This is a genomic window from Tropicibacter naphthalenivorans (assembly GCF_900176475.1).
GTDB lineage: Bacteria > Pseudomonadota > Alphaproteobacteria > Rhodobacterales > Rhodobacteraceae > Tropicibacter > Tropicibacter naphthalenivorans.
Map to the genome: position 1 here is coordinate 691,100 of NZ_FWXX01000002.1, position 24,716 is coordinate 715,815.

General features: G+C 64.1%; 20 protein-coding genes and 2 tRNA genes. 15 read left to right on the plus strand and 7 right to left on the minus strand.

Translation table 11 applies throughout. The features are described from left to right. Window positions 1-57: 57 nt before the first annotated feature. The gene (locus tag B9A11_RS07570) at window positions 58-3,270 is read left to right on the plus strand and encodes a hypothetical protein (RefSeq protein WP_058246511.1); all 3,213 of its coding nucleotides are present in this window, start codon (window positions 58-60) and stop codon (window positions 3,268-3,270) included. Between the two features lie 3 nt (window positions 3,271-3,273). Here the strand turns inward: B9A11_RS07570 and hppD are convergent, their stop codons facing one another. Beyond that, window positions 3,274-4,371 carry a 4-hydroxyphenylpyruvate dioxygenase gene (hppD, locus tag B9A11_RS07575; RefSeq protein ID WP_058246510.1) on the minus strand — a complete coding sequence of 366 codons (1,098 nt, stop codon included), beginning with the start codon at window positions 4,369-4,371 and terminating at the stop codon, window positions 3,274-3,276. Window positions 4,372-4,502: 131 nt separating this feature from the next. Here hppD and B9A11_RS07580 point away from each other — a divergent pair, with 131 nt between their 5' ends. Further along, window positions 4,503-4,964 carry an Lrp/AsnC family transcriptional regulator gene (locus B9A11_RS07580; RefSeq protein ID WP_186009177.1) on the plus strand — a complete coding sequence of 154 codons (462 nt, stop codon included), beginning with the start codon at window positions 4,503-4,505 and terminating at the stop codon, window positions 4,962-4,964. A 145-nt stretch (window positions 4,965-5,109) separates the two neighbouring features. Here the strand turns inward: B9A11_RS07580 and B9A11_RS07585 are convergent, their stop codons facing one another. Continuing rightward, window positions 5,110-7,665, minus strand: coding sequence for an ATP-dependent helicase (locus B9A11_RS07585; RefSeq protein WP_058246509.1), 2,556 nt, complete (start codon window positions 7,663-7,665; stop codon window positions 5,110-5,112). Window positions 7,666-7,748: 83 nt separating this feature from the next. After that, window positions 7,749-8,489: a hypothetical protein gene (locus B9A11_RS07590; RefSeq protein ID WP_058246508.1), complete on the minus strand. Its 741-nt coding sequence runs from the start codon at window positions 8,487-8,489 to the stop codon at window positions 7,749-7,751. A gap of 134 nt (window positions 8,490-8,623) precedes the next feature. On the opposite strand from B9A11_RS07590, the gene B9A11_RS07595 reads away from it, so the two are divergent. From B9A11_RS07595 to hisH, 8 genes are all read left to right on the plus strand, one after another. Beyond that, window positions 8,624-9,790 (plus strand): alpha-hydroxy acid oxidase, encoded by a 1,167-nt coding sequence (locus B9A11_RS07595; protein ID WP_083499766.1) that lies wholly within the window; start codon window positions 8,624-8,626, stop codon window positions 9,788-9,790. A 142-nt stretch (window positions 9,791-9,932) separates the two neighbouring features. Then, window positions 9,933-13,376, plus strand: a complete 3,444-nt coding sequence (locus tag B9A11_RS07600) for a pyruvate carboxylase (protein ID WP_058246506.1) — start codon at window positions 9,933-9,935, stop codon at window positions 13,374-13,376. 158 nt (window positions 13,377-13,534) lie between these two features. Next, window positions 13,535-14,053 (plus strand): DUF2314 domain-containing protein, encoded by a 519-nt coding sequence (locus tag B9A11_RS07605; RefSeq protein ID WP_058246505.1) that lies wholly within the window; start codon window positions 13,535-13,537, stop codon window positions 14,051-14,053. A 78-nt stretch (window positions 14,054-14,131) separates the two neighbouring features. Next, window positions 14,132-14,896, plus strand: coding sequence for a helix-turn-helix transcriptional regulator (locus tag B9A11_RS07610; protein WP_058246504.1), 765 nt, complete (start codon window positions 14,132-14,134; stop codon window positions 14,894-14,896). A gap of 109 nt (window positions 14,897-15,005) precedes the next feature. Further along, window positions 15,006-15,080, plus strand: a tRNA-Gly gene (locus B9A11_RS07615). 71 nt (window positions 15,081-15,151) lie between these two features. Next, a tRNA-Gly gene (locus tag B9A11_RS07620) sits at window positions 15,152-15,226 on the plus strand. Between the two features lie 122 nt (window positions 15,227-15,348). Further along, on the plus strand, window positions 15,349-15,936 hold the full coding sequence (gene hisB, locus B9A11_RS07625) for an imidazoleglycerol-phosphate dehydratase HisB (RefSeq protein WP_058246503.1): 588 nt from the start codon (window positions 15,349-15,351) through the stop codon (window positions 15,934-15,936). Window positions 15,937-15,972: 36 nt separating this feature from the next. Beyond that, entirely contained in the window at window positions 15,973-16,608 is a 636-nt protein-coding gene (hisH, locus tag B9A11_RS07630) for an imidazole glycerol phosphate synthase subunit HisH (protein ID WP_058246502.1), read from the plus strand. Window positions 16,609-16,653: 45 nt separating this feature from the next. Here hisH and B9A11_RS07635 read toward each other — a convergent pair whose 3' ends face one another. Beyond that, a complete protein-coding gene (locus B9A11_RS07635) occupies window positions 16,654-17,040 on the minus strand; it encodes a DUF2147 domain-containing protein (protein WP_058246501.1) in 387 nt (128 codons plus the stop codon). A gap of 132 nt (window positions 17,041-17,172) precedes the next feature. Between B9A11_RS07635 and hisA the strand changes: the two genes are divergently transcribed. The 5 genes from hisA (at window position 17,173) to B9A11_RS07660 (ending at window position 20,652) form a co-directional block, all read left to right on the plus strand. Then, a complete protein-coding gene (hisA, locus tag B9A11_RS07640) occupies window positions 17,173-17,895 on the plus strand; it encodes a 1-(5-phosphoribosyl)-5-[(5-phosphoribosylamino)methylideneamino]imidazole-4-carboxamide isomerase (RefSeq protein WP_058246500.1) in 723 nt (240 codons plus the stop codon). A gap of 104 nt (window positions 17,896-17,999) precedes the next feature. After that, window positions 18,000-19,061, plus strand: coding sequence for a hypothetical protein (locus B9A11_RS07645; protein ID WP_058246499.1), 1,062 nt, complete (start codon window positions 18,000-18,002; stop codon window positions 19,059-19,061). Between the two features lie 105 nt (window positions 19,062-19,166). Then, window positions 19,167-19,925, plus strand: a complete 759-nt coding sequence (gene hisF / locus B9A11_RS07650; protein WP_058246498.1) for an imidazole glycerol phosphate synthase subunit HisF — start codon at window positions 19,167-19,169, stop codon at window positions 19,923-19,925. A gap of 17 nt (window positions 19,926-19,942) precedes the next feature. Continuing rightward, the gene (locus B9A11_RS07655) at window positions 19,943-20,329 is read left to right on the plus strand and encodes a hypothetical protein (protein ID WP_058246497.1); all 387 of its coding nucleotides are present in this window, start codon (window positions 19,943-19,945) and stop codon (window positions 20,327-20,329) included. Between the two features lie 11 nt (window positions 20,330-20,340). Beyond that, window positions 20,341-20,652, plus strand: a complete 312-nt coding sequence (locus B9A11_RS07660) for a phosphoribosyl-ATP diphosphatase (RefSeq protein ID WP_058246496.1) — start codon at window positions 20,341-20,343, stop codon at window positions 20,650-20,652. A 63-nt stretch (window positions 20,653-20,715) separates the two neighbouring features. Here the strand turns inward: B9A11_RS07660 and B9A11_RS07665 are convergent, their stop codons facing one another. The 3 genes from B9A11_RS07665 to B9A11_RS07675 form a co-directional block, all read right to left on the minus strand. After that, window positions 20,716-21,183 (minus strand): CoA-binding protein, encoded by a 468-nt coding sequence (locus B9A11_RS07665; RefSeq protein WP_058246495.1) that lies wholly within the window; start codon window positions 21,181-21,183, stop codon window positions 20,716-20,718. 181 nt (window positions 21,184-21,364) lie between these two features. Continuing rightward, window positions 21,365-22,423 carry a DUF2235 domain-containing protein gene (locus tag B9A11_RS07670; protein WP_058247100.1) on the minus strand — a complete coding sequence of 353 codons (1,059 nt, stop codon included), beginning with the start codon at window positions 22,421-22,423 and terminating at the stop codon, window positions 21,365-21,367. After that, window positions 22,398-24,692, minus strand: a complete 2,295-nt coding sequence (locus B9A11_RS07675; RefSeq protein WP_058246494.1) for a xanthine dehydrogenase family protein molybdopterin-binding subunit — start codon at window positions 24,690-24,692, stop codon at window positions 22,398-22,400. Before B9A11_RS07675 ends, B9A11_RS07670 begins: the two co-directional genes overlap by 26 nt. Window positions 24,693-24,716: the final 24 nt, after the last annotated feature.

The following is a 24,716-nucleotide window of genomic DNA, read 5'->3' on the forward strand; positions in this document are numbered from 1 at the left end:
GTTCATCAGACGCATAAAGACTCCCACCGGCTTGGCAGGACTGGTAAAGAGCGGCCCATGGTACCAAATTTCGCGCTTTCTCTTTCATTCGAGGGCATCGCCCTTTTGCGCCGGATGGGCGACAAATGGGCTCGGATTCAGGAAATCCCGTTGGACGGCGGCGATCTGGACGCGGCAGTGATTGCGCTGCGCGACCGAGCGGAATCGCTGGACCCAAAGGGCTCCGAAGTTGTTGTGTTGATCCCCGCCGAGCAGATCCGCTTTTTGGACTTGCCCGATCTGGGCGGCGATGACATTGCCCGCGAGGTGGCCATTCGCGCCGCGCTGGACGGGGCGACGCCCTATGCGGTCAAGGATCTGACCTTTGACTATTCGCTGGCGGGCGGGCGGATGCTGGTCGCCGCCGTGGCGAATGAGACGCTGCAAGAGGCGCTGGAGTTTTCCAAGTCGCACGGCTTTACACCCGTGTCCTACGCGGCGCAGGCCCCTGAGGGGGCGTTTGCGGGCGCGGTGCACTTTGGCAAGGCCAAGGGCTGGCGTCGCGCGGCCAAGCGCTTGCCGCAAGCCATTGATATCGTTGCCGCAGATGAGGCGGCCTTGATGCCGGTTGCGGCTGAGGTTGCGCCAGAGCCGGTAGCAGAGCCAGCGCCAGAGCCAATGCCGGAACCGGCGGTGGACACGCCCCCGGCCCCCGCCGCAGACGCAGCGCCAGAGGCCGAGCCCATCGCAGAGGCAGCGCCCGAAACACCTGCGCCCGACACGCCCGAGCCGACCGACGAAGACGCGCCGCAGCTGGCCCTTGATCTGCCTGCCCAGACGCCAGAGGCCGATCCCGCAGAAACCGAAGAGGAAGAGCGCCAGCGCCGCCGGGCCAAACGCGCCGAGCGCAAGGCCCGCAAGCAGGCCGAGGAAGAGGCGACCGCCGAGGCGGCCTTGCCCGCCGCAGACGCCGACCCTGTAGAGGACGCGCCCGTTGTTCCGCTCGCCGAGGACGAGCCCGCCTCGCTTGCGCAAACGCCCGAACCAGAGACCGGCGCGCCGCAGCAGGCCGAGGTGGAAACCGCCGCTGCCGAGGACGACGCCAAGGCCGATGCTGCGGCTCAGACCGACGCGCCCGCACCTGACGAGCCGCAAGATCCTGCGGACGAGACCGCCGAAGACGCGCCCGAGCCAGAGCCAGAGGAAACGCCCAAACCGCCCGAACCGGGACTGGTCGCCTCAATCCCCGAGCCGCCCGCCACCGCCCCGGCCTTCCCCAGCGTTGCGCCAGAACCCACTGGCACCCCGCGCGTTTCCGCGCCTTCCGTCAAAGCTGATGACGCCAAGGGCACGCCGATCTCGATCACCGCCGAGGACACCGTTTCTGCCGAAGGCGAGGCTCCGGCTTTTGCCTCGGTGCGGGCGACGCGCGGCACCGACGCGATCCCGCCCGCACCGCGCCCTCTGACGCTGGGCGATGGGGATGGCGCTGCCAAACCGCGCTTTACCCCGGTTTTGGACGGTGCGTCCCCGCAGGCCGCACCCGCGGTTGCCAAGCCAGACACCGGCGTTCCATCCAGCGATCAAGGCGATGCGGACGCTCAGGCCGACAAGGGCGCGCGCGCCTCTGTGCCCAAAGCCGCCGCCGGGGCGCTTGTTGGCGCTTTGGCCCGCGGGGGCGGCGTGCTGCGCACGCGCCTGAACCAAGCCAAGGCGGACAAAGCTGCCAAAGCCAAGGACAAACCCAAGGCGAAGGCCAAATCTCAGCCGCCTGCCGAACGCCCCACCGCTCCGGCGGTCACGCCCCCGGCAGCCCCCAAGGACGTGGCGGCTAAGGATACAGCCAAGGCACCCGCCCTTGCGGCCCGCACCGCCGAGCCGACACCCGCAGCCCCCGCCGTCAAAGGCCCAAGCACCCTGTCCAAGCTGGCCGCCCTGCGCGCGGCGGCCCCCGGCACCCCGGCCTTGGCCGCAGGCGGCGCGGCGGCTCTGGACGCCAGCGAAGCCGAACGGATGACCGTCTTTGGCGCGCGCGGCCAGCAAAAGGTCGGCGGCAAGCCGCGCTTCCTTGGTCTGATCCTGACCGCGACGCTGATCATGTTCCTGATCGCCGTGGCCGCTTGGGCGTCGGTGTTCCTTGACGATGGGCTGGCGTCTTTGTTTGGCGGGGAAGAGCCAGAGGCGGTCGCCTCTCTGCCCCAAGACGCGATTGTTGTCCCCGACGCCCTGCCCGAAGCGCCGGTGACCGTGGACAACGCCGTGGAACTGGCCGCGCTGGAGACCGGTCCCGCGCCAGACACCGCGCCGCCCGCCCTGACCGTTCCGGTCGATCCGCAGACTCTGACGCCCGAAGAGGCCGCCGCCACCTACGCCGCAACCGGCATCTGGCAGCGCACGCCCACGGCGCCGATGCTGCCGCCCACCGACGGTGTGGATGATGTTTATGTCGCCTCGATCGATCCCAAGGTGCAGGAATTGGACGCGGTCGCCCTGCCCGACCCGCTGGACATGGCCCAAGAGCCGCGCATGGACGATCCGGGCCTGCCACCCCCCGCCGGGATGGTGTTCGACTTTGACAATCGCGGCTTGGTGCGCGCCACGCCCGAAGGCGCTTTGACGCCCGATGGCCTGCGGATTTTCACCGGCCTGCCCCCGGTGATCCCGCCGCTGCGAAATCCGCCGCTGGTCCTGCCCTCGGAAGACCCTGCGCAAGAAGACGCCGCCAACCCACTGCGCAACCTGCGCCCCGAAGCGCGCCCGGACGACCTGCTGGAACAGCTGGAACGCGCCACGCTGGGCGGGATTTCCTTGCAAGAGCTGGCCAAGATCCGCCCGGTGATGCGCCCGAAAACCGCGCAGGAAACTGCGCAAGAGGCAGAGCCTGACACCCCCGCCACCGCCCAGGCCGTGGCCCAGTCGCTGAAACCCGTGCCGCGCCCGCGCAACATCGCCGCCATCGTTCAACGCGCCGAAGCGCAGCGCCCCGCCGAGCCGGTTCAGACCGCCGCCGTGGCGCCGCGCACCGTGTCCCCCTCTGGTCCGACCGCCACCACCGTGGCCCGGGCCGCCACGGATAACAACGCGATCAACCTTAATAAAATTGCGCTTATCGGGGTCTATGGCACGCCGTCCAAGCGCCGCGCGCTGGTGCGCATCCCCAGCTCTGGCAAATACCAAAAGGTCACCGTGGGCGACCGCCTCGATGGCGGCCGCGTCAAGGCGATCCAGGAAGACGCGCTGATCTACGTGAAAAGCGGCCGCTTGATCACCCTGAAGATGCCGCGCGGCTAAGCGCTATTCTGCGGCGCTCAACTCGCCGTTTGCGATCTGCTCTTGCTCGATGGATTCGAACAATGCGCGGAAGTTGCCTTCGCCAAAACCATCGTCACCCTTGCGCTGGATAAACTCGAAAAAGATCGGCCCGATCACGGTTTTCGAGAAAATCTGAAGCAGGATCTTGGTCTCTCCGCCGTCCAAAACGCCTTCGCCGTCGATCAAAATGCCGTGGCGTTTCATCCGCTCGACCGGTTCGCTGTGGCCCGACACCCGGTCAAACGACAAGTCATAGTAGCTGTCCGGCGGCCCCGGCATGAACTGCACGCCCATGTCCGCAATCGCATCGGTGGCGTCATAAATGTCGCGCGCGCCGACCGCGATGTGCTGGATGCCCTCGCCCTTGTACTTCTTGAGATAGGCCACGATCTGCCCGGTTTCGCCCCGGTCTTCGTTGATCGGGATACGAATGCGCCCACACGGCGAGGTCAGCGCACGGCTGAACAGCCCGGTGAACTTGCCCTCGATGTCAAAGAACCGAATTTCCTTGAAGTTGAACAGATCGCCGTAAAAGCGAAACCACGTGTCCATGTTGCCCTTGAACACGTTGTGGGTCAGGTGGTCGAGATAGTAAAAGCCGACGCCGCGCGGCTTGGATTGCGCGATCCAGTTAAACTCGGCGTTATAGGGCGAGGTGTCGTAATACTGGTCGGTGAAATACAGCAGCGAGCCGCCAATGCCCTTGATCGCGGGCCAATCGACGGTTTTGCCGGGGCCGTTATAAGGCTCGGCCCCCTGCGCAATGGCGTGCTGATAGGCGTGCTGGGCGTCCACCACCCGCCACGCCATAGAAGGCGCGCAGGGGCCGTGTTCTTCGGTGAACCGGGCGGCAAAACTGTCCGGGTCGGCGTTGAGAACGTAGGTGATGTCACCCTGCTGCCAAAGCTCAACCGGCTTGGTTTTATGCGTGGCGACGTGGCTGTAGCCCATGCGCGTAAAGGTCTCGCGCAGCTCCTGCGGATTGGGATGAGCGAATTCGACGAACTCAAAGCCGTCGGTGCCAGCGGGATTGTCTTGCGTAATGGTCGACTGCGGGGCGTCGTGCGGGAACGGTCCCATGATGTATCCTCCTGCGCGTTGTGCACATAGGATATCGGTGGCGACGCGCGGATGGCGCGCATAGTCGTGACATAATCGCGCCATTACGCTAAGTTGCCGCACAAATTCAGATATTGACGCGAAAACTCCGCATGATCCTCGATCCCACCGACATTGCCTTGCTTGCGGCCCTGCAACAAAATGGCCAAGCTACAGCCCAAGAGCTCGGCGCGCGCCTGAACCTCTCCGCCAGCCAAGCCGGTCGCCGCCGTCAACGGCTCGAAGAGGCGGGCGTGATCCAAGGGTACCGCGCTTGGCTCTCGCCGCAAAAGCTCGGCCTCACGGTCCAAGCCTTCATCCAAGTGCAGCTCGCCCGCCACGGCGCCGAAGAAGGCCGCAGTTTCGCCCGCCTCCTCAGCACCCGCGCCGAGATCACCTCGGCATGGACGATGACCGGCGATGCGGACTATCTCTTGCGCGTCTTTTGCGGCGACCTGACGGATCTCAACCGACTGATCCACGACGTGCTGCTCGCGCATCCACTAGTGTCCCGAGTGCACAGTCAAATCGTCATGGATCAACCAAAAGCCGACGCGCCCTTGCCAATCGGCTGACAGGGGCCTTGCCCCTCTGGCCTGCGGCCATTCACCCCAGGATATTTACCAAAGAGAAGAAACCCAAAGACCCGCGCCCTGTCTTCTTCTCTTTCAAAATATCCCGGGGGAGGCCAAAGGCCGGGGGCAGCGCCCCCAAACACCCTCAAAAAGGCACGTCGTCCGCTGCACAGATAAAGCGCGAAACAACCTTTTTGGTCCCGGCTTTTTCAAAGTCAATTTCCAGCTTGTCACCTTCGATACCGATGATTTCGCCATAGCCGAACTTGTTGTGAAAAACGCGTTCGCCGGTGGTGTAGGCCGAGACCGCTGTCAGATCGATCACCGTATTGCGGCTTTCGCGCGGTTGACTGACGGGGCGATCGGACTGGCGTTCTTGTAGGCGACGCCAGCCCGGGGAATTGTACACGTTCGCTTCGGCTACCCGGGTTTCGAGGTTCGATTTCATCCCTGTCGGCGCGGCCGCGCCATAGCCTCCGCCGTAAAGGCCCGGCGGTGTCAGGATGTCCACGTGGTCTTCGGGCAGTTCATCCACAAAACGCGAGGGCATTTGCGATTGCCACTGGCCAAACACGCGGCGGTTACCCGCAAAAGAAATCGTGCAGAGTTCCTCGGCGCGGGTGATCCCGACATAGGCCAGACGGCGCTCCTCTTCGAGGCCTTTGACGCCGCTTTCGTCCATGCTGCGCTGCGACGGGAACAGGCCGTCTTCCCAGCCGGGCAGGAAGACCACCGGGAATTCTAGCCCCTTGGCGGCGTGCAGCGTCATGATGCTGACCTTGGCCCCGCCGTCGTCGCTTTCGTTATCCATCACGAGGCTGACGTGTTCGAGGAATCCTTGAAGGTTTTCAAAGCTTTCCAGAGCCTTGACCAGTTCCTTGAGGTTTTCAAGGCGGCCCGGTGCCTCGGGGGTTTTGTCGTTTTGCCACATCTCGGTGTAGCCGGATTCGTCGAGGATAAGTTCGGCAAAACGCACATGATTTCCCTCGAGAATCTCAATGTACACTTCCAAGACTTGAATGCGAGACTTTAGCTGATCGATTTCGTACTGGATATCTTCATTCGAGCGTGTGCCGAGATTTTCGTCGTCTATGACCGCGTCTTCAGAAGCGAACTGCTCCATTAAACGCAAAATCTTTGCGCTGTGGTCAGCGCTTTCAGCTTTAAACTCATCAATCACGACTTGATTGCCGACATTCACTTGCAAAAAACGCCAAGAGCTTGCTCGCGTGGTCAGCTCGCCCAGCGCCTTGGCCCCCTTGCCCTTGATCGCGCCCTGTTCCACCGCCATCGCCGCGCCGTTGACCAAGGACACGCCGTTTTCGCGGGCGATCCGTTGGATCGTTTGTTGCGCTTTGTCGCCGAGGCCGCGTTTGGGCGTGTTGACGATGCGTTCGAAGGCCAGATCGTCGTCGGGCGAGACCACGCAGCGGAAGTAGGCCATGGCATCGCGGATCTCCATCCGCTCGTAAAAGCGCGGGCCGCCGATTACGCGGTAGGGCAGTCCGATCGTCAGAAACCGGTCTTCGAAGGCGCGCATCTGGTGCGAGGCGCGCACCAAAATCGCCATGTCATCAAGGCTATAGGGACGTCCGCCACGGGTGCCGCCCTGTTGCGCCTCGATCTCTTCGCCGATCCAGCGCGCCTCTTCTTCGCCGTCCCAATGGCCGATCAGGCGGACCTTTTCGCCATCCTCCGCCTCTGTCCACAGCTCCTTGCCAAGACGGTTGGTGTTGCCGCGAATGACCGAGGACGCCGCCGCGAGGATATGCGGCGTCGAGCGGTAGTTCTGTTCCAGACGCACCACATGCGCGCCCTCGAAATCCTTTTCAAAGCGCAGGATGTTGCCCACCTCGGCGCCGCGCCAGCCATAGATCGACTGGTCGTCATCGCCCACGCAGCAGATGTTGCGGTGCTTTTGCGCCAGCAGCCGCAGCCACATGTATTGCGCGACGTTGGTATCCTGATATTCGTCCACGAGGATGTAGCGGAACCAACGTTGGTATTGCTCCAGCACGTCCTCGTGCGTCTGAAAGATCACCACCATATGCAGCAGCAGGTCACCGAAATCGACGGCGTTCAGCTCGCGCAGGCGTTCTTGATATTGGGCGTACAGCTTGGGTCCGGCGTAGTTATAAGCCCCCGCATCCGCCGAAGGGATCTTGTCCGGGGTCAGCGCACGGTTCTTCCAGCCGTCAATGATGTTGGCCAGCTGGCGCGCGGGCCAGCGTTTGTCGTCGATCCCGGCGGCTTGGATCAGCTGTTTGAGCAGGCGGATCTGGTCGTCGGTGTCGAGGATCGTAAAGTTCGACTTCAGCCCCACCAGTTCGGCGTGGCGGCGCAGCAGCTTGACGCAGATCGAGTGAAAGGTCCCCAGCCACGGCATCCCCTCGACCGTCTGCCCAAGCATCCGCGAGATGCGATTCTTCATCTCGCGGGCGGCCTTGTTGGTGAAGGTCACCGAGAGGATTTCGTTCGGACGGGCGCGCCCGGTGTTCAGCAGGTGGACGACCCGGGCGGTCAGCGCCTTGGTCTTGCCGGTCCCTGCCCCGGCCAGCATCAGGACCGGGCCATCCAGCGCCTCGACCGCCTCGCGTTGGGCCGGGTTCAGTTCGTCCAGATAGGGCGCGGGCCGCGCGGCCATGGCGCGGGCGGACAACGAAGAGGCCTCGAAGGCGTCGAAATCATCATAGCTGCTCATGCCCACAATCTAGCGGGCCTCGCGGCAAAGGGAAAGTGCATGTTCGCAGTCTGTTCCCCCGTGCCGCGCAAATTTGTCGGCCCTCAGGCGGCCTGTGTCGCCTTGGCGCGGCTGCGGCGGGTGGACGAGAACACCGGAGCGACCGAGCGCACCGGGCGGGCGGTGGCTTGGGCCTCATCCTCGTGCACGATCTGCGGGCCGTTTTCGCCTTGAACCACGCGGGCGACCTGCACGTCTTCGGCGCGGATCATGCGGGCGGGCTGGGGCGATTGTTGTACCGGCTGCTGAACGGGGCGCGGCTGCGGCGCAGGCTGGGGCGTGGCCACCTCGTCAAACCACTGCGGCTGCGGTGCCGGGGCTGCGGCGGGCTGGGGCGCGTATTGACCGGGGCGGGTCAGCTGGATGTCGCTGTCCTGCGGCACACGCGGCACTTCGACTTCGCGCGGGGCCATGCCGCTGCCGGTCGATTCGCTGACCGACGCCATCGCCAGTTTCGCCGCCACCGACGGCGACAGATCATCGCCCAAGACGCAGTGCATCGACGGGAACGCCTGCACCATCCGGTCGGTGTCGCCCGACACATCCGGCGTCAGCGCGATGGACACCAGCTTGGGGTTGCGGCGCTCGGCCGTGCGCACGATCTCGGCAAAGCGTTTGCCCGCGGTGCGCCGATCAATCACCAGGATATCCACGTCGAATCGGTCCAAGGCGATCTCGGCCACGGCGATCGAGCCGCTGCCCGTCACCTGAAGCCCCTCTTGCAAAAAGGCGATCTGCCCCTGTTCGAGCCGCTTTGTATTGTTGTCCAAAACCAGTGCGTGCATCGTCTTTCCCCTCAGTGTGCATGGTGAATGGGATAGGAAGATTCACTTAAAAAGTGCTGAATTTACGCGGTGGTTTTTAGATGAATGCGCCGGACCCTCTGGACACAGGCGCATTCGGCGGCGCTAATCGGCCCATGGATTTGCACAGCCGATACATGACGATCAAGGACTTACGCGATGCGGCGCGGCTTCGGGTTCCGCATTTCGCATGGGCCTATCTGGATACGGCAACCGGGACCGAGGCGACGCTGCGGCGCAACCGCCGGGCCTTGGACGCGGTGCTGTTCGAGCCATCGATTCTGCACGGAGAGGTTGCGCCGAACCTGACGACAACGCTTTTGGGCCGTGACTATGCCCTGCCCTTTGGGGTTGCGCCGGTGGGACAGTCGGGCCTGCTCTGGCCGGGGGCCGAGACGCTGCTGGCCAAGGGCGCGACCAAGGCCGCCCTGCCCTACACCCTGTCCACCGTCGCCAATGCCACGCCCGAAGAGGTCGGCCCGCATCTAAATGGCCACGGCTGGTTCCAGCTGTACCCGCCGCGCGATGTGGACATGCGCCGCGATATGCTGGCGCGGGCCAGGGACAGCGGCTTTGACACGCTTGTGCTGACGGTCGACGTGCCGGTGGCCTCGCGCCGCGAGGCGCAGGTTAAAGGCGGGTTGGTGCAGCCGCCCCGGCTAACGCCGCGAATCCTTGCGCAATGCGTGCAGCGCCCGACTTGGTCCATTGCGCGCGCCCGCGCCGGGATGCCGCGCATGAAAACCCTGGACAAATACACGCAGGAAACCGTCACCCGCGACCCGACGGCGCATGTGGGCTACCTGCTGCGCACCGCGCCCGACTGGGACTATCTGCAATGGATTCGCGACGCGTGGGACGGCAAGTTGATCGTCAAAGGCGTGATGCGCGCCAGCGATGCGCCCCGCCTAGAGGCCGCCGGGGTCGATGCGATCTGGGTGTCCAACCACGCTGGCCGCCAGTTCGACGCCGCCCCCGCCGCCATTGAGGCGTTAGCGCCCATACGTGCCGCGACAACGCTGCCGCTGATCTTTGATAGCGGTATCGAAAGCGGGCTGGACATCCTGCGGGCCATCGCCTTGGGGGCCGATTTTGTCATGATGGGACGCGCGTGGCACTACGCGGTTTGCGCGCTTGGCGCCCGCGGCCCGGCCCATCTGACAGAGCTGCTGCGCCGCGACATAATCGCCAATATTGGCCAGTTGGGCGTCGCGCACCCGCGCGCGCTGCGCGGCAAACAGATCGTCGAAACCGCCTTTATGGGGCTGAAACGCGACGGTTAGCGCTATCGGTTTCAAAATTTGCAAAGTGACGCAGGGTTTTCAATTAATTTGCAAACCCTCTTGCGCCGCACCGCAGCAACCGCATTAATCCACGCCAACCAATTAGACGACCGGCGTTTTGCCGCCTTGTAGAGGACGACCCATGCCCGAGTTTCAGAAAATCCTGATCGCCAACCGGGGCGAGATCGCCATCCGCATTATGCGGGCCGCCAACGAGATGGGCAAAAAGACCGTCGCGGTCTATGCCGAAGAAGACAAGCTGGGCCTGCACCGCTTTAAAGCCGACGAAGCCTACCGCATTGGCGAGGGTCTTGGCCCAGTTCAGGCCTACCTGTCGATCGAAGAGATCATCCGTGTGGCCAAGGAATCCGGCGCAGATGCGATCCACCCCGGCTATGGCCTGCTGTCGGAGAACCCCGACTTCGTGGATGCCTGCGCCGAGAACGGCATCACCTTTATCGGCCCCAAGGCGGAAACCATGCGCGCCCTTGGTGACAAGGCCAGCGCTCGCAAGGTCGCCATCGCCGCCGGTGTGCCGGTGATCCCCGCCACCGAAGTGCTGGGCGACGATTTCGACGCCATCACCGCCGAGGCCGCCGACATCGGCTATCCGCTGATGCTCAAGGCCTCTTGGGGCGGCGGCGGCCGCGGGATGCGCCCGATCACCAAGCCCGAAGAGCTCAAGGAAAAGGTGCTCGAAGGTCGCCGCGAGGCCGAGGCCGCCTTTGGCAACGGCGAGGGCTACCTGGAAAAGATGATCACCCGCGCCCGCCACGTCGAGGTGCAGATCCTTGGCGACAAGATGGGCCAGATCTATCACCTGTACGAGCGCGACTGCTCGGTCCAGCGCCGCAACCAAAAGGTCGTGGAACGCGCCCCCGCGCCCTATCTGTCCGAAGCCCAGCGCGAGGAAATCTGTGAGCTTGGCCGCAAGATCTGCGCCCATGTGAACTATGAATGCGCGGGCACCGTCGAATTCCTGATGGATATGGAAACGGGCAAGTTCTACTTTATCGAGGTGAACCCGCGCGTTCAGGTCGAACACACCGTCACCGAAGAGGTCACGGGCATCGACATCGTGCAGGCGCAGATCCTGATCGCCGAAGGGAAATCGCTGGCCGAGGCGACGGGCCGCGCGTCGCAGTATGACGTCAAGCTCAACGGCCACGCGCTGCAAACGCGCATCACCACCGAGGACCCGACCAACAACTTTATCCCCGATTATGGCCGCATCACCGCCTATCGCAGCGCGACCGGCATGGGCATCCGTCTGGACGGCGGCACCGCCTACGCGGGCGGCGTGATCACGCGTTATTACGACTCGCTTCTGGTCAAGGTGACCGCCAAGGCCCCCACCCCGGAAAAGGCCATCGCCCGCATGGACCGCGCCCTGCGTGAGTTCCGTATTCGCGGCGTGACCACCAACATCGAGTTCGTCATCAACCTGCTCAAGCACCCGACCTTTTTGACGAACCAGTACACCACCAAGTTCATCGACACGACGCCCGAGCTGTTCGACTTCAAAAAGCGCCGTGACCGCGGCACCAAGGTGCTGACCTATATCGCGGATATCACTGTGAACGGTCACCCCGAGGTCGCAGGCCGCCCCAAGCCCGCCGCCGATCTGAAACCGGCGCGCGCCCCGCGTGTCCCGACAGAGGCCCCGACCGCGGGCACCCGCACCCTGCTGGAGGATAAAGGCCCGCAGGCGGTCGCTGATTGGATGCTGAACGAGAGCAAGCTGCTGATCACCGACACCACCATGCGTGACGGCCACCAGTCCTTGCTGGCCACCCGGATGCGCTCGGCGGATATGATCGCCGTGGCCCCGGCCTATGCGCATAAGCTGCCGGAGCTTTTCAGCGTGGAATGCTGGGGCGGCGCGACCTTTGACGTGGCTTACCGCTTCTTGCAGGAATGTCCGTGGCAGCGCCTGCGCGATCTGCGCACCCGGATGCCCAACCTGATGACGCAGATGCTGCTGCGCGGGGCGAATGGTGTGGGCTACACCAACTACCCCGACAACGTGGTGCAGTTCTTTGTCAAACAGGCGGCTGAGACCGGCGTTGACGTCTTCCGCGTGTTCGACTCGCTGAACTGGGTCGAGAACATGCGCGTCGCCATGGACGCGGTGCTGGACAACAACAAGGTGCTCGAAGGGACGATCTGCTACACCGGCGATATCCTCGACCCCGACCGCGCCAAGTATGACCTGAAATACTACGTCGCCATGGGTCAGGAACTGAAAGCCGCCGGCGCGCATATCCTTGGCCTCAAGGACATGGCCGGCCTGCTCAAGGCCCCCGCCGCCGGTCCGCTGGTCAAAGCCCTGAAAGAAGAGGTCGGCCTGCCCGTCCACTTCCATACGCATGACACCTCTGGTGCTGCGATCTCCACCATTGTGGCCGCCGCTGCCGCTGGCGTGGATGCGGTCGATTGCGCCATGGACGCGCTGTCGGGCAACACCTCTCAGCCGACGCTGGGCTCTGTGGTCGAGGCCTTCCGCCACACCGACCGCGACACCGGGCTCGACATGAGCGCGATCCGCGAGATCTCCAACTATTGGGAAGCGGTGCGCGGCCAGTACGCGGCGTTCGAATCCAGCATGCAGGCCCCGGCCTCCGAGGTGTACCTGCACGAGATGCCCGGCGGCCAGTTCACCAACCTCAAGGCGCAGGCGCGGTCCTTGGGTCTCGAAGAGCGCTGGCACGAGGTCGCCCAGACCTATGCCGACGTGAACCAGATGTTCGGCGATATCGTCAAGGTGACGCCTTCGTCGAAGGTGGTCGGTGACATGGCGCTGATGATGGTGTCGCAGGGCCTGACCCGCGATCAGGTCGAAGACCCCAAGACCGACCTCAGCTTCCCCGACTCGGTCATCGACATGATGAAGGGCAGCCTCGGCCAGCCCCCCGGCGGGTGGCCCAAGGCGATCCAGAAAAAGATCCTCAAGGACGACAAACCCTTTACCGAGCGTCCCGGCCTGCGCGCCGCCCCCGTGGACATCGAGGACAAGCGCACCGAGGTCAGCCAGATCCTCGACGGTGCGGCCATCGACGACGAAGACCTGAACGGCTACCTGATGTACCCCAAGGTTTTCACTGACTACGCCCAGCGGCACGAAACCTATGGGCCGGTGCGCGCCCTGCCGACACGGACGTTCTTTTACGGGATGGAAGCGGGCGAAGAGATCACCGCCGAGATCGACCCCGGCAAGACGCTGGAAATCCGCCTACAAGCGGTGGGCGAGACGCAGGACGACGGCGAAGTGCGCGTGTTCTTCGAGCTCAACGGCCAGCCGCGCACCATCCGCGTGCCCGACCGCAAGGCCAAGAGCTCCTCTGCCGCCCGTCCCAAGGCCGAGCTGGGCAACGCCAACCACATCGGCGCGCCGATGCCGGGTGTGGTGGCCTCTATCGCGGTCAAGGCCGGTGACACCGTCAAGACCGGCGATCTGCTGCTGACCATTGAAGCCATGAAGATGGAAACCGGGATTCACGCCGAACGCGACGCCACCATCAAGGCCGTGCATGTGCAGGCCGGTGGCCAGATCGACGCCAAGGACCTGCTGATCGAGCTGGAATAACCCCTACTCATCGCGCGATTGGGCCGCTCCCTGCCGGGGGGCGGCCTTTTTCGTTTCCGCAGTTTTCTCGTGAAAAATCCGATGCCTGCGCGGCATGTGGTGGACGCGACGCCCCCGGCTGGCTAACGTCGAGGACAATGTATCCATAGGGGGACTGATTGTTGATACGCGGCGCTGCCTTGGCCCTGTTGATCTGCTGCGGCAGCCTGCCTGCGCGCGCCGAAGTCCCCGTGATCCACGTGCAAAGCAGCGATTACGCCATGGCAAAGGCGTTCGGCCAAGCCCGCGCAACCCTGAACGACGCCCTCGGCGCGATGGAAAAGCGGCACGGGCGCTTTTCGCCGTCCTTTGCTCTGAAAGTCGCCCTGCCCGTCCCCGCCCCCGAGCGGATCGAAATGATCTGGGTCGATACCATCCGCCGCGACGGCAAAGGATTTGTCGCGCAACTGGCGGGCCACCCGGCGCATATGCCCGATAAACGCATCCGCGATCTGGTGCGCTTTTCCCACTCGCAAATCGCCGATTGGGCCGTCCAGGCGGTCGATGGCCGCTACTACGGCTATTACACCACCCGCGTGCTGCTAAATGGCGCCAAAGGCCCGCTGGCCGAGGAAATCCGCGCTCTTCTGGTGCCCAATCCTCTCCCGCCCGAGTGGCGTTTCAACCCCAGCGAGTAGCACCCCCAACAGCGCCCGTGACGCGGGGGCAGGTATTCCTGACTGGCCTCCAACCGCCCCACAGCGCACCATCGGGGCATGAAACAGGTAGACGGTACGCCGCCCATCGGCGCAGAGGCTTTTTTCCCGCAAACGCTTTGCACCTATTTGCAAGCGCTGAGCGCGGCCACCACCAGCGATGCGGTCTGGGCCGGACTGGTGACGCTGGCCAAGGCGCTGCGACTGGAGCTGGTGGATTACGTCCATTCTGCCGATGAGCACGGCGCGCATATCCGCAGCACCCTGCCCGCCCGCAGAGAGGCGCCCTTTGTCCGGCCAACCACGCTGGGCCCGCGCCTTGTGGGCACCGCCTATGGCGACAACACCGGGCTGCGACAGCTGAACGCCGGGCTGCTGATTCCGCTGACCAGCGACACGCCCGATCAAACGGCGATGATCGTCTTTGGCAGCGCCGCCCCCCGTGCCACCTTTGAACACCTGATTGAAACCCAGGCACACACCCTGCACGTGGCCGCCATGGCCGCCCACACGCGCTATGGCCAGCTGCACAACGCCGAATTCGTGACCCGCGCCGGGCTGACGCCCAAGCAAAAGGAACTGCTGCGCTACGTCGGCCTTGGCTACATGGACAAACAGATCGCCCACAGCTTGGGCATTTCCTTTTCCGCCGTGCGCCAGCGGCTGGCCATGGTACAGCAAAAAACCGGCGCGCAGAATCGTTCCGAACTGGCCGCCATGGCCACAAAGGCGGGTCTGGTGGGCAATCCGCTGGCCAAAACCCCCTGCCCCGAAGGCGACACGGACCACCCCGTCGCCGCGATCCAGACCCACGCTGCAGAGTAGCCCTAAAAACCCTTTAATTTCAGTAATTTGAAAAAAGTCGAAAAAAGGCGCAATTTTCCTCTTGCGCCCCCCGGCACTGGGCGGTAAATCCCCGCTCACCAACTGGTAAGCGGGCGTAGCTCAGGGGTAGAGCATAACCTTGCCAAGGTTAGGGTCGGGCGTTCGAATCGCCTCGCCCGCTCCAGATGGTCAGCTTCGGCGCGGCGCCTATACCCAAAGGCAAGCAACCGCTCCAAAGCAAGAAGAAAATGGTTTGCGGGCGTAGCTCAGGGGTAGAGCATAACCTTGCCAAGGTTAGGGTCGGGCGTTCGAATCGCCTCGCCCGCTCCATTTTCTCTTCTTCTCTTTTCAAATATCCAAAATCGCAGCCTTCAAACGGGCACCACGTATGTGGGCTTGAGACCCTCCCCCGCTCGCGCTTATAAGGCGCCAAGCAAATCAGGAGACAGCCCATGCGCCGCGCGTCCGTCACCCGCACCACTGCGGAAACCAAGATCGAGGTCTCGATTAACCTTGATGGCACCGGGGTTTACGACAACCAGACCGGGGTGGGCTTTTTCGACCACATGCTGGACCAGCTGTCGCGCCACTCGTTGATCGACATGACGATCCGCGCCGAGGGCGATTACCACATCGACGATCACCACACCGTCGAGGACACCGGCATCGCCATCGGGCAAGCGCTGGTCGAGGCGCTTGGCGACAAAAAGGGCATCCGGCGCTACGGCGAATGCCACCTGCCCATGGATGACACGCAGGTGCGTGCGGCGCTGGACCTGTCGGCGCGGCCTTTCCTTGTGTGGAACGTCGATTTTCCCTCGGCCAAGATCGGCACCTTCGACACCGAACTGGTGCGCGAGTTCTTTCAGGCGATCTCGACTCACGGCGGGATCACGCTGCACATCGACCGGCTGCACGGCTTCAACAGCCACCACATCGCCGAAGCGGCGTTCAAGGCGGTGGCCCGCGCGCTGCGCATGGCGGTGGAATACGACGCCCGCGTGGCGGACAAGCTGCCGTCGACCAAGGGCGCGCTCTGAGCCCTTTTCCCTGAGGTATAACAAAAGGTTGGCCCGATGCTGACGGCGATCATCGACTACGAAAGCGGCAACTTGCACTCTGCCGAAAAGGCGTTTCAGCGCATGGCCAAAGAGGTTGGCGGCGGCGACGTGGTTGTCACCGCGGACCCCGACGTGGTCGCAAAGGCGGATCATCTTCTGCTGCCCGGCGATGGCGCGTTTCCGTCCTGTGCGGCGGCCTTGCGTGCCTCGGGCTGCTTTGACGCCATGGTCGAGGCGGTGCAGGTCAAGGGCCGTCCCTTCATGGGGATTTGCGTCGGGATGCAGCTGATGGCCCGCAAGGGGCACGAGTACGAAACCGTCGAGGGTCTCGGCTGGATCGACGGCGAAGTGCGCGAGATCAAACCGGCGGACGCGTCGCTGAAGATCCCGCATATGGGCTGGAACGATCTGGTGATCGACACCGCCCACCCGGTGCTGGACGGCGTCGCAACCGGCGAGCACGCCTATTTCGTGCATAGCTACCAGATGGAAATGGGCGACGCGGCCCAACGCATCGCCCATGTGGATTACGGCGGCGATGTCACCGCGATTGTCGCCCGCGACAATATGATCGGCCTGCAGTTCCACCCCGAGAAAAGCGCCGACGCCGGTCTGCGGATGATCGGTAACTTCTTGAAATGGCGGCCTTAAGGGGCAGTTGGCAGGCCTGAGTGGCCTGCCGCCTTACCGCGCGCCTTACTTCACCCGCGTCCAGGTCTGGCCGCTGCACAGCAGGCCACCCGCCACGCAGCCCTTTAGCTTGGCGGTGTTGCCCTTCACGTCCATCTTGCCGATGTACATCTTGTTGTTGGACGGTCGCCAGACCTTGCCCTCGTATTTGCCGCCGCCCTTGGGCACCATGTCATGGACCAGCCGCTTGCCGGTGTTGCCCGTCTTGAAGACCGAGCCATCGGCGTTGAACGACTGGCTGATCGTGCCGCAAAAGCCGCTGCCGCAGGGCTTGATCGTCACATGGGCGTATTTGCCGTCATCGGGCTGGGTCTTCCACACGCCTTCGATGGGATCGGCCCACGCCGCCCCCGCCAGCAGCGTCAGCGCCGCGGCCATAGCAAGTTTCTTCATCTTCTCCTCCCTAAGATGCCTTACCCATGGTGACGCGAACGTCAGCTTTGGATCAAGCATGACGCGAGGTCGCCTTGATTGTAGCGTGGCGTCATACTAAAGGGCGTCAAGAGTTTGTAAGGACGGCGAAATATGATCCTCTATCCGGCAATCGACCTGAAAGACGGCAAAGCGGTGCGCCTGCTGCGCGGCGACATGGACAAGGCTACGGTCTTTAACGACGATCCGGCGGCGCAAGCGCTGGAATTCATGGCCAGCGGCTGCGAGTGGCTGCACCTCGTCGACCTGAACGGCGCTTTCGCCGGTGAGCCGGTCAACGCCGCCGCCGTCGAGGCGATCCTCAAGCAGACCCAGACCCCGGCGCAGCTGGGCGGCGGCATCCGCGACATGGCCACCATCGAGATGTGGCTGTCCAAGGGGCTCGCCCGCGTGATCTTGGGCACCGTTGCGGTGGAAAAGCCCGAACTGGTGCGCGAAGCGGCCAAGGCCTTTCCGGGCAAGATCGCCGTGGGCATCGACGCCAAGGACGGCAAGGTTGCCACCAAAGGCTGGGCCGAGGTGACCGACGTGGACGCGGTGGAACTGGCGAAAAGCTTTGAAAACGATGGCGTTGCGGCGATCATCTACACCGACATCAACCGCGACGGCGCAATGCAAGGCCCGAACGTGGAATACACCGCCGCCATGGCCAACGCCGTGACGATCCCGGTGATTGCCTCGGGCGGCGTGTCGTCGCTGGACGACCTCAAGGCACTGCGCGATTGCGGCGCGCCCCTGAACGGCGCGATCTCTGGCCGGGCGCTGTACGACGGCGCGCTGGACCTGAAACAGGCGCTCGACACGCTCAAGGGCTGATCCGAGACCGGCGCCACAGGCGCTTGAACGGAAAAGGCAAAGCGGACCTCCGCCTTGCCTGCCATTGCTGTACTACCTAAAAATTTCGTTGGAAAATCAAACCCATGCTGGACCCGAGCGTTTTCCTGCCGTTTCAATTCGGCCTTGATGTCGGGGCGGTCATCGCTCTGGTGCTGTCGGCCTTGGGCCTTGTCTGGAACAGCCGCGCCATGGCCCGCCGCAAACGCGCGGTGCAGCTGCGGGACGAGCTGCGCCACACGGTCGTCGAGACCCTGAGCGCCGCCCATCGCCGTATCCTCGACGTGCTCCAGCGCAACAGCGACACGCTTGAATCGCTCATCCAGCTCAACGCGCTGGAAACGCTGGGGGCAGAGCAAAAAATGCGCTCCGAGCAGATGCGGGCGCGTCACGCCGAGACAGAGGCGCTGTTTGCCGATGACGAGGAAATGCGCCTGCTGGCGGAGGACGCGCACGAGCATGACACCCGGATGGAGCGCCTGGGCCGGCGGCTCTCGCAGCTCTCTAACGATGCGCTGGACGATATCCGTGCCGCCCAGCACGACATGCGCGCCTTTGCCCCGCAGACCCAAGCCTGCTGGCGGGCGCTGCGGCTGGAGGTCACCACCTGCGCGCCCTTTATCCGGGCCATCGACGATGGCGGCGAGGGTCAGCTGTGGACCTTGCTCGACACCGAGCTCCAGGATCTGCGTCATGTCTGGGAAAACTACGAGGGCATCAACTGGTGCTTTGAAAATTTCTGCGCCGCCGCAACGGCTTGCATCGACCAGAGCGCAACCGGCGTGGACGACGTGCAAAACGCCCTGACGCGCCCCGACACCTATGTGCAAAAGGCATGCCTTGCCATCCTCGTCAGCAAGGAATGGGAAGAGCGCCTGACCAGCGACGAAGACGAGCCCGAGATCACCGACACCGACGTTGATCAAACCCTACGGCTGGCGGCGCGCCACATGGCGCAGGACCCGGTGGGCTTTCTGTGGTATGTCGTGAAGCTGCAAAAGGCCTATTCCCAAGGCGTCGCCCGCTCGCTGGAACAGATGCCGCTGGCCTTTCACGCCGCAATCGAATCCCTCTTGGACAAGAACGAGACGCCTTTGGCCAGCGAACGTCTGGCGCGGTTGAAAGCCGCCCAGTCCAAGGCCGCCTGAGCCTGTCCGCACTGTTACCCGCAAGCCACCGTCACCGGGCGCGCGCAGGCCCGAGCCGCGCTCTGCCCCTTCCCCAACGCACAGAATCGCGATACCGGGAGACCTATGCTCAAGACACGTATCATCCCCTGCCTCGATGTGGCCGACGGCCGCGTGGTCAAAGGCGTGAACTTCGTCGATCTGATCGACGCGGGCGATCCCGTGGACGCGGCGCGCGCCTATGACGCCGCAGGTGCCGACGAGATATGTTTCCTCGACATTCACGCCACGCATGAAAACCGCGGGACCATGTACGACATGGTGACCCGCACGGCGGAACAGTGCTTTATCCCCCTGACCGTGGGCGGCGGTGTCCGCACGGTGGCCGATGTGCGCGCCCTCCTGCTCGCGGGTGCGGACAAGGTCTCTTTCAACTCGGCAGCGGTGGCGAACCCCGACGTGGTGGCCGAGGCCGCCGACCAGTTCGGCAGCCAGTGCATCGTCTGCGCCATCGACGCCAAGACCGTCTCGCCCGGCAAGTGGGAGCTGTTCACCCACGGCGGGCGCAAGCCCACGGGCATCGACGCGGTGGAATTCGCCAGCATGATCGCGGAAAAGGGCGCGGGGGAAATCCTGCTGACCTCGATGGACCGCGACGGCACCAAGGCGGGCTTCAACCTGCCCATGACCCGCGCCATCGCCGATGCGGTGGACATCCCGGTGATCGCCTCTGGCGGCGTCGGCACGCTGGACCACCTCGTCGAAGGCGTCACCGAAGGGCATGCCTCCGCCGTGCTCGCGGCCTCGATCTTTCACTTTGGCACCTACACGATCCAAGAGGCCAAGGAACACATGGCCGCCGCAGGCGTCCCCGTCCGGCTGTGAGGAGCGACGGGGCAGACGTGACCGTCCAAGAGGGCGAGGTCGAACAGACGCAGTGCAACTGCTGCGGCAAGCCGACCACGGTTGTGACCGGCTACCTGACCTCGGGCGATTACTCCGCCGGGTGGTACACCGTGGGCGTGACGCTGGACGCGCCGGGGCACCTGCCCCTGCTGCGGCTTTACATCGGCGACTGGTCCGAAGGCGCCGGGCCCGATGAACGCTGGGGCTTTCGCATCGGCATCGACGGCGACGGGCCGCAGCTGGTCGACTGGAGCGCCGAAGACCGCAGCGAAGCCGCCCCCGTCTTTACCCCGCTGGACCGCGCGCAGGTGCTGGGCACCCCGATGGAACGGCAGATTTTCACGCTGGTCGAGCGTATCCTGACGCAAGACAGCCGCCTTTAAGGACCACAGGGATGACCCTCGAAGAGCTTGAACAGATCGTCGCCGCCCGCGCCTCCGCCTCGCCCGACGAAAGCTGGACCGCGAAGCTGCTGGCCAAGGGGCCGGAAAAATGCGCCGAAAAGTTCGGCGAAGAGGCGGTCGAGGCGATCATCGAAGCGGTCAAGAACGACCCGGAAAAGCTCGCCTCCGAAGCCGCCGACGTGCTGTTCCACCTGCTGGTGATGCTGCGCGCGCGCGGCGTCAGCGTGGCGCAAGTGATGGATGTGCTGGCCTCGCGCCAGTCGCAATCGGGCCTCGCCGAGAAAGCCTCTCGCCCAAAGTAACGCGCCAAATCACGGGACGGTGGGCGGGGCGCCTTTGCCGCAGGCAAACAGCGCCGTCTGCCGTCACAGCTTGGACGAAATCACACCGGTGTTGAACCCGCCCATGCGCAACTCGCCGAACAGGCGTTGATACTCGATCTTGGGGCACAGGTTCTGGATCACATCCACGCCCGCCTCATGCGCCTTGGCCGCCGCTTCGGGATGGCTCACCCCGATCTGCATCCAGATCGTTTTCAGCGCCGGAAACACCTCCAGGGCCTCATCGACGATGGGCGGTACATGCTCGGACCGGCGAAAGATATCCACCATATCCACGTCTTTGGGGCAATCGGCCAAACTGGCCCGCACCTCTTGGCCGAACAGCATCTTCCCCGCAGCGCCGGGATTGACCGGGATCACCGTGAACCCCTTGAGCGACAAATACCGCGCCACGTAATAGCTGGGGCGCACAGGGTTCAGCGACACCCCCACCACTGCCACCACCTTGGTGCGTTGCAGGATCGTTTTGATATCAGAGTCGGAATAGCGCATGGGCTGAGCCTATCCGCCTTTCCCACAAAGAAAAAGCGCCCGAGTGACACCCGGGCGCAAGTTACGGAACGAGGGACAGTGAAGGTCTCGCGGGGGTTCCGTCCCCGCGACCTGAACAAGAGATAGGCGCGAAAGACACAGTTTAAACCCCGCTCAAGGCTTCGTGAGTAAAAATTCTTGACTAGCCCTTAACAGCCACTTTCGGCGTGATCTGCCTGCGCACCGCAACGCTGTCGTGCAGCCGCTCGGACGGGTCCGCTCCGACCACACGCGGCCTGCGCAGCACAAACAGCTTGGCGATCCCGGTCCACAGCCCCACCGAGGGCGCATCCGGATCGCAGGGAAACCGCAGCCGCCATCCGTCCGGCAAGGCCACGCCGCGTTCCTCCAGCCGTTCAACCATCCAGACCAGCGGGATGTTCGACAGCGGCCGCCCGGCCTGAAACTCGCCCAACTGCCCGCCCACATCGGCGTGGGTGCCACGAAACCAGACCTGCTCGACGTGGCCTTGCCAGCCCGGCGGACAGGACCACAGCACCGGCGCATAGGCGTTGCGCGTCTCGTCCAGCGCCAGCGCGTGAAAGCCCGCCTTGATCGACGGCCCCAGCTCGTGCGAGTGAAAGCCATGCTGCGCCTCGGACAGCCGCCACAGGATCGGCAAGCGCAGGCCCAGCGCCTTGACCGTGTCCCAGACGCCGACCATCTCGATCTGCACGCCCGCGTGGCAATAGGCATCGTGGAACACCCGGTCCATGCCAGCGCCGGACTGAAACTGATACAGCCTGTACGCCTGACGAATATTGCGCTCGGTGGCGCAATCGGCGCGCAAAAGGCCCACGCGGTCAATGATCCCCGCCAAGGACCGCACCGCATACCCCCCGCGCGAGTAGCCCAGCAGGAAAATCCGGTCACCGGGCCGATAGCGCGAGGCCAAGTACCCGTAAGCCCTACGGATTTGCCGGTTAATGCCGCGCCCAGTGGCAACCCCCGGCGTGTCGCGCCAATCGCTCCACTGGACGCCGGCCTCGTAGTACAGCGACACGCGCCCGCCCTCTTTGAGCAGGCGATAGGTCAGACCCGCGTTGGTTTCCCAGCCCTCGCGGAGCGTCGACATGGTGCCATCCAGGATGATGACGTGATCCATCGGACCACGGCGCGCAGAATAGGCCGAGTGGCCCGAGGCAAAGCGCCGCCGGACCCACCCGAGAACCGTATCACTCAGCCGCGATCTTTGATCCATCCCTCAACATGTCCCACATACGCATCGGGGTGAACGGCATGTCCACCTGCCGGATGCCGCGATCCCACAGCGCGTCCTGCACCGCGTTCGACACGGCGGCCATGGCGCCCACGGTCCCCGCCTCGCCGCAGCCTTTCATCCCCATGGGGTTGGCGGTCGACGGCACCGGCTCGGTGTCAAAACCGATCATCGGCACGTCCAGCGCCCGCGGCATGGCGTAATCCATGAAGGTCGCGGTCAAAAGCTGGCCATCCTCGTCATAGACAACCCGTTCGCTCATCGCTTGACCGATGCCCTGGACAACGCCGCCGTGGACCTGCCCCTGCGCCAGCATCGGGTTGATCAGATTGCCGAAATCGTCGACCACGTTAAAGCGATCCACCCGCGCGACACCCGTGTCCGGGTCAATTTCCACCTCGGCCACGTGGCAGCCGTTGGGATAGCTGCGCCCCGGCAAGGTCGCCGTTGCCTGCCACGTCAGCAGATCCTCGCGGCCTGCCTCGCGCGCCATCTGTGCTGCTTCGATCATGGTGGGGGACAGGTTCGACCCCTCGGCGCGAAAGCGCTCGTCGTCAAAGCTGATCTCGGACGCCGCGACGCCCATTTCATCGGCGAGGAACTCGGCAAAGCCCTGCTTCATCTCGGCCACCGCTTGCAGCGTCACGTTGGTCTGCACGGTGACAGAGCGCGACCCGCCCGTTCCCCCGCCCGAGGCGATGCGGTCAGAATCGCCCTGCACCACCTCGATCAGCTCGGCGGGAATGCCGGTCTGGTCGGACAGGAACTGGCGGAACACGGTTTCGTGCCCTTGGCCGTTCGACTGGGTGCCCACGTAGATCAGCGCGCCGCCTCCTTCGGTGAATTCGACCTTAACGTCTTCGTTCGGTGCGCCGAGGATAGACTCGATATAATAACAAATGCCCAAGCCGCGCAGTTTTCCCGCCGCCTCGGACGCCGCTTTGCGCGCGGCAAAGCCCGTCATATCGGCCAAATCCGCGCCATGGGCCATCACCCGGGGGAAATCGCCCACGTCATAGGTCTCTCCCACCACGGTCTTATACGGAAAATCTTTGATAAAGTTGATGCGCCGCAGCTCTAGCGGGTCAACGCCCAGCTCGCGCGCGGCGCGGTCCATGATCCGTTCCAGCACATAGATCGCCTCGGGGCGGCCTGCCCCGCGATAAGCGTCGGTCTGGCAGGTGTTGGTGTAGAACCCTTCGGTGCGCAGATAGGCCGTCTGGATGTCATAGGTCCCGGTCAGCACCCGCGCGAACAGGTTCGACTGGATCGGCTGGCCGAACTGCGAGTTATACGCCCCAAGGTTACAGCGGTTGTGCACCCGGTAGGCGGTGATCTTGTTGCTCTCGTCAAAGGCCAGCTCGGCAGTCGTGGTCAGATCGCGCCCGCCGTTGTCGGTCAGCATCGCTTCGGTGCGGTCGGACATCCAAGCCACCGGGCGGCCCAGCTTTTTCGCCGCATAGGGGACAAAGAAATACTCGGGGTAGATCATCCCCTTCATCCCAAAGCCGCCGCCCACGTCGGGGTTGACCGTGTGGATCGCCTCTGGCGGCAGACCAAAGGCGCGGGACAGTTCGCGTTTCATCACCCAGACGCCCTGCCCGCCAAAGGTCAGGTGCAGGCGGTCGTCCTTATACTCGGCAAAGCAGCCGCGCGGCTCCATCGAGTTGGCGATGATGCGGTTGTCATCCACTTGCAGGGTGACGGTCTTGGCCGCGGTTTTGAACGCCGCTTCGGTCGCCGCCTCGTCGCCGAGGCCGAAATCAAAGGCGCGGTTGCCGGGGGCTTCGGGGTGGATGGTGGTCTCGCCCATTTCCAGCGCAAGGCTGACGGGCAGCTCTTCGTAGTCAAAGTCGATCAGCTCGGCGGCGTCGCGCGCCTGTTGCAGTGTCTCGGCGACGATCACGGCGATGGCCTCACCGACGAAACGCACCACGCCTTCGGCGAGGACCGGGCGCTTGGGGGCCGCGCCCTTGGTGCCGTCGCGGTTGTCCACGGTCACCGCCCACATGTCGGTCTTGATCCCGTCGTCCAGCATGTCCTGCGCGGTGAAAATGCCGTGCACGCCATCGGCGGCGCGGGCGTCCTCCAGCCCGAGGCTGATGATCCGCGCATGGGCGACGGGCGAGCGAAAGACATAGGCCCGCAGCGCATCCTGGGGAAAGATGTCCTCCATATAGCGGCCCTGCCCGGTCAGAAACCGCTGATCTTCAACTCGTGTGACCGACTGGCTCTTGCCGAAATTGTCCATGGGGTGTCTCCTCGCGCATGTCTT

What these genes read in the sequence shown, in the direction of transcription:
- B9A11_RS07585 (WP_058246509.1), bottom strand. Translation starts at nt 7,665, where the DNA reads ATGAGCAGCTATGATGATTTCGACGCCTTCGAGGCCTCTTCGTTGTCC.
- B9A11_RS07610 (WP_058246504.1), top strand. Translation starts at nt 14,132, where the DNA reads ATGAAACAGGTAGACGGTACGCCGCCCATCGGCGCAGAGGCTTTTTTC.
- B9A11_RS07570 (WP_058246511.1), top strand. Translation starts at nt 58, where the DNA reads ATGGTACCAAATTTCGCGCTTTCTCTTTCATTCGAGGGCATCGCCCTT.
- hisA (WP_058246500.1), top strand. Translation starts at nt 17,173, where the DNA reads ATGATCCTCTATCCGGCAATCGACCTGAAAGACGGCAAAGCGGTGCGC.
- B9A11_RS07645 (WP_058246499.1), top strand. Translation starts at nt 18,000, where the DNA reads ATGCTGGACCCGAGCGTTTTCCTGCCGTTTCAATTCGGCCTTGATGTC.
- B9A11_RS07595 (WP_083499766.1), top strand. Translation starts at nt 8,624, where the DNA reads ATGGATTTGCACAGCCGATACATGACGATCAAGGACTTACGCGATGCG.
- hisH (WP_058246502.1), top strand. Translation starts at nt 15,973, where the DNA reads ATGCTGACGGCGATCATCGACTACGAAAGCGGCAACTTGCACTCTGCC.
- B9A11_RS07635 (WP_058246501.1), bottom strand. Translation starts at nt 17,040, where the DNA reads ATGAAGAAACTTGCTATGGCCGCGGCGCTGACGCTGCTGGCGGGGGCG.
- hisF (WP_058246498.1), top strand. Translation starts at nt 19,167, where the DNA reads ATGCTCAAGACACGTATCATCCCCTGCCTCGATGTGGCCGACGGCCGC.
- B9A11_RS07580 (WP_186009177.1), top strand. Translation starts at nt 4,503, where the DNA reads ATGATCCTCGATCCCACCGACATTGCCTTGCTTGCGGCCCTGCAACAA.
- hisB (WP_058246503.1), top strand. Translation starts at nt 15,349, where the DNA reads ATGCGCCGCGCGTCCGTCACCCGCACCACTGCGGAAACCAAGATCGAG.
- B9A11_RS07675 (WP_058246494.1), bottom strand. Translation starts at nt 24,692, where the DNA reads ATGGACAATTTCGGCAAGAGCCAGTCGGTCACACGAGTTGAAGATCAG.
- B9A11_RS07600 (WP_058246506.1), top strand. Translation starts at nt 9,933, where the DNA reads ATGCCCGAGTTTCAGAAAATCCTGATCGCCAACCGGGGCGAGATCGCC.
- hppD (WP_058246510.1), bottom strand. Translation starts at nt 4,371, where the DNA reads ATGGGACCGTTCCCGCACGACGCCCCGCAGTCGACCATTACGCAAGAC.
- B9A11_RS07665 (WP_058246495.1), bottom strand. Translation starts at nt 21,183, where the DNA reads ATGCGCTATTCCGACTCTGATATCAAAACGATCCTGCAACGCACCAAG.
- B9A11_RS07590 (WP_058246508.1), bottom strand. Translation starts at nt 8,489, where the DNA reads ATGCACGCACTGGTTTTGGACAACAATACAAAGCGGCTCGAACAGGGG.
- B9A11_RS07670 (WP_058247100.1), bottom strand. Translation starts at nt 22,423, where the DNA reads ATGGATCAAAGATCGCGGCTGAGTGATACGGTTCTCGGGTGGGTCCGG.
- B9A11_RS07660 (WP_058246496.1), top strand. Translation starts at nt 20,341, where the DNA reads ATGACCCTCGAAGAGCTTGAACAGATCGTCGCCGCCCGCGCCTCCGCC.